Origin of the sequence: Ilyobacter sp. (genome assembly GCF_041583315.1) — a bacterium.
GTDB lineage: Bacteria > Fusobacteriota > Fusobacteriia > Fusobacteriales > Fusobacteriaceae > Ilyobacter.
In genome coordinates this window covers 1-2706 of sequence record NZ_JBFHGC010000400.1, presented here as the reverse complement: position 1 = coordinate 2706, position 2706 = coordinate 1, and the positions used below count along the sequence as shown (strand labels likewise).

3 protein-coding genes and 1 pseudogene are annotated in these 2706 nt (G+C 40.9%); 3 read left to right on the top strand and 1 reads right to left on the bottom strand.

Annotated elements, in window-relative coordinates; all coding sequences use genetic code 11:
• Nucleotides 1-244 (bottom strand): annotated as a pseudogene (locus tag ABZA26_RS12035) (hypothetical protein); the annotation flags it as partial.
• Nucleotides 245-477: 233 nt separating this feature from the next.
• Between ABZA26_RS12035 and amrA the strand changes: the two are divergent.
• From amrA to amrB, 3 genes are all read left to right on the top strand, one after another.
• Nucleotides 478-990 (top strand): AmmeMemoRadiSam system protein A, encoded by a 513-nt coding sequence (gene amrA / locus ABZA26_RS12030; RefSeq protein WP_372714759.1) that lies wholly within the window; start codon nt 478-480, stop codon nt 988-990.
• 10 nt (nt 991-1000) lie between these two features.
• The gene (gene amrS, locus ABZA26_RS12025) at nt 1001-2014 is read left to right on the top strand and encodes an AmmeMemoRadiSam system radical SAM enzyme (RefSeq protein WP_372714758.1); all 1014 of its coding nucleotides are present in this window, start codon (nt 1001-1003) and stop codon (nt 2012-2014) included.
• The coding region (amrB, locus tag ABZA26_RS12020; RefSeq protein WP_372714757.1) for an AmmeMemoRadiSam system protein B at nt 2011-2706 on the top strand (696 nt) is incomplete at its 3' end. The genes amrS and amrB, both read left to right, overlap by 4 nt.

The following is a 2706-nucleotide window of genomic DNA, read 5'->3' as shown; positions in this document are numbered from 1 at the left end:
CTCCGTAGATCCATATCTCCTCTTTATTTTCCCTTGCCTGCAGAATCCTGTCTACAGCGATATCCATATCCGCAAGGGTCATGGGATCTCTGATATCATCAAGAGAGGAATAAAGAAACCTTTTTATTTCCTCATCTTTTTTTATTCCCCTGTTATAGAGGATGTTTAGTATATCTCTGTCAATGGGGAGAGATGTGTTCTCATGAAGATAATCCCCCTTGTATATCCACTTTGTATTGTTCATTGTCTTACCTTCCCTTTTATTAAATATTCGATTAATATTTTTTCAATTAGCTATTTATGTGTTTTGCAGCTCAATAAATTATATCATATGAATTATTATAAATCATAATTTACCCGGCAAAAGAAAAATATATCTGAAGTTGAGACACAGGAGAAAGGAGGGCAGGAATTAAAAAACAGGAGGATAAAGGCCCTATTGAGAGAATATAGAAAAAAAGAGCAGGAGGTGTAATAATGTATCAACCAAAAAGTATATACACAGAAACTGCATTAAACAGTATCTTGGAAAATTTTTCAAAGGGGAAAAAACTCTCTTCTATACCCGAGGAGTTAAAGGTAAAAGCTGCCTGCTTTGTGACTCTTCACAAAATATCAGGAGAACTCCGGGGGTGTATCGGGACTCTAGAACCCTTCAGGGAAAATCTCTATGAGGAGATATGGGGAAATGCAAAGTCAGCAGCCTTCAGCGACCCCAGATTTTCAAAGCTGAAAGAAGCCGAACTAGATGAGATAGAAATCTCTGTAGATGTGCTGGAAAAAGCCGAAAGGATAGAGGGAAAAGAGAAGCTCGATCCTAAAATATACGGGGTCATAGTATCCTCAGGAGGCCGCAGAGGGGTACTTCTTCCTGATATAGAGGGAGTGGATAGTGTAGAGGAGCAGCTTTCCATTGCCAGGATGAAGGGCGGGATAGGTCCCGGTGAAAAGGCTGTGATCTACAGGTTTAAGGTAAAGAGATACCACTAGGAGGAAAAATATGGAAAAAGCACTTTTTTACACCTCAGACGGGAAAAATGTCAGATGCTTCCTATGCCCCCACAACTGCCTTGTAGAGGAAGGGGACTACGGGGTATGCAATATGAGGAAGAATATAGAGGGAGAGCTCTACACAGTGAACTACGGCATAGCATCAGCTGTCAACCTGGACCCTGTGGAGAAAAAACCAATGTATCATTTTTATCCGGGATCAAAGATACTTTCTGTGGGAAGTATCGGGTGCAATCTGAGATGTAAATACTGTCAGAATTACACAATAGCCCAGGGGAAGTTTGAAGATTTCTCAGATTATACAGAGGGGATCTCACCTGAAGTAATAGCAGAAGAGGCAGAAAAGCTGAAAGATCGTGGGAATATAGGGGTTGCCTATACATATAATGAGCCTGTGATATGGTATGAATTTATGTATGACATATCCAAAACAATCAAAGCCCGTGGAATGAAAAACATAATGGTGTCCAATGGCTTCATAAACCCCGAGCCCTTGGAAAAACTCCTTGAAACCATAGATGCCTTTAGTATAGATCTGAAAGGATTCACAGATGAATTTTATAAAAAAATAACCGGGAGCAGGCTAGAGCCTGTGAAAAGAACCCTGGAAATAATAGCTGCATCTGACAGACATTTAGAGGTTGAGTACCTTGTGATACCAGGGCATAATGACGACAAAAAGGAGTTTTCTCAGATGCTGGAATGGTATGAGAAATCCCTGGGGAAAGATGTCCCACTGCATATAAATCGTTATTTTCCAATGTATAAGATGAAGGAACCTGCCACTCCTATGAAAACTCTGACAGAACTCTATGAGATGGCCCGGGAAAAGCTGGATTATGTCTACCTGGGAAATGTAGAGAGTGAGCTGGGAAGAGATACTCTATGTCCAGGATGCGGGGAAATCATCATAAAAAGAACGGGGTATTTTTCAGAATTATTGGGTTCAGAAGAAGGAGTATGTAAAAAGTGCGGCAGAAAAATAAGGGGTGAGGGATTATGACAGTGAGAAAAAGCAGTGTGGCAGGGAGTTTTTATCCTGCTTCTTCTGAGGAGATAAAAAAAATATTTGAGGAAGCTCTGGAAAAAGAAAAGGGAAAAATAAAAACAGAGCTCAAAGATAAAAACATAGTGGGCGGGGTGAGCCCCCATGCAGGTTATATATATTGTGTCCGTGAGGCGGTGCACCTTTTCGAGATCATAAAAGAAAAAGGCGAGGAGTACGACACCATAGTCATAATAAACCCAAATCACACAGGCTACGGAGAGGCAGTATCTGTGGACTCCAATGAATTTTGGGAGACTCCCTTCGGGAATATAGAGGTGGACACTGAGTTTGGAGCCGAGCTTTCCTTTCCCAAGGAACCCATGGCTCAGAGGTTTGAGCACTCAGGTGAGGTGATGCTTCCCTATCTATGGTATTTTCTGAAAAACGACTTTAAAATACTTCCCATATGCATGATGAGGCAGGACCTTGAGACAGCAAGAAATATAGCAGAAAAAGTAAAAGACGCTTCGGAAAAACTGGGAAGAAAAATATTTATTCTTATATCTTCTGATTTTACCCATTTTAAGAGTCCTGAAAAGGGAGCAGAACTGGACAGCTATGCCATAGAATCACTGTTAAAAATGGATTCTGTGGAATTTCAGGAGAGAGTAATGGAGAAGGACATATCCATATGCGGAATGGGGCCT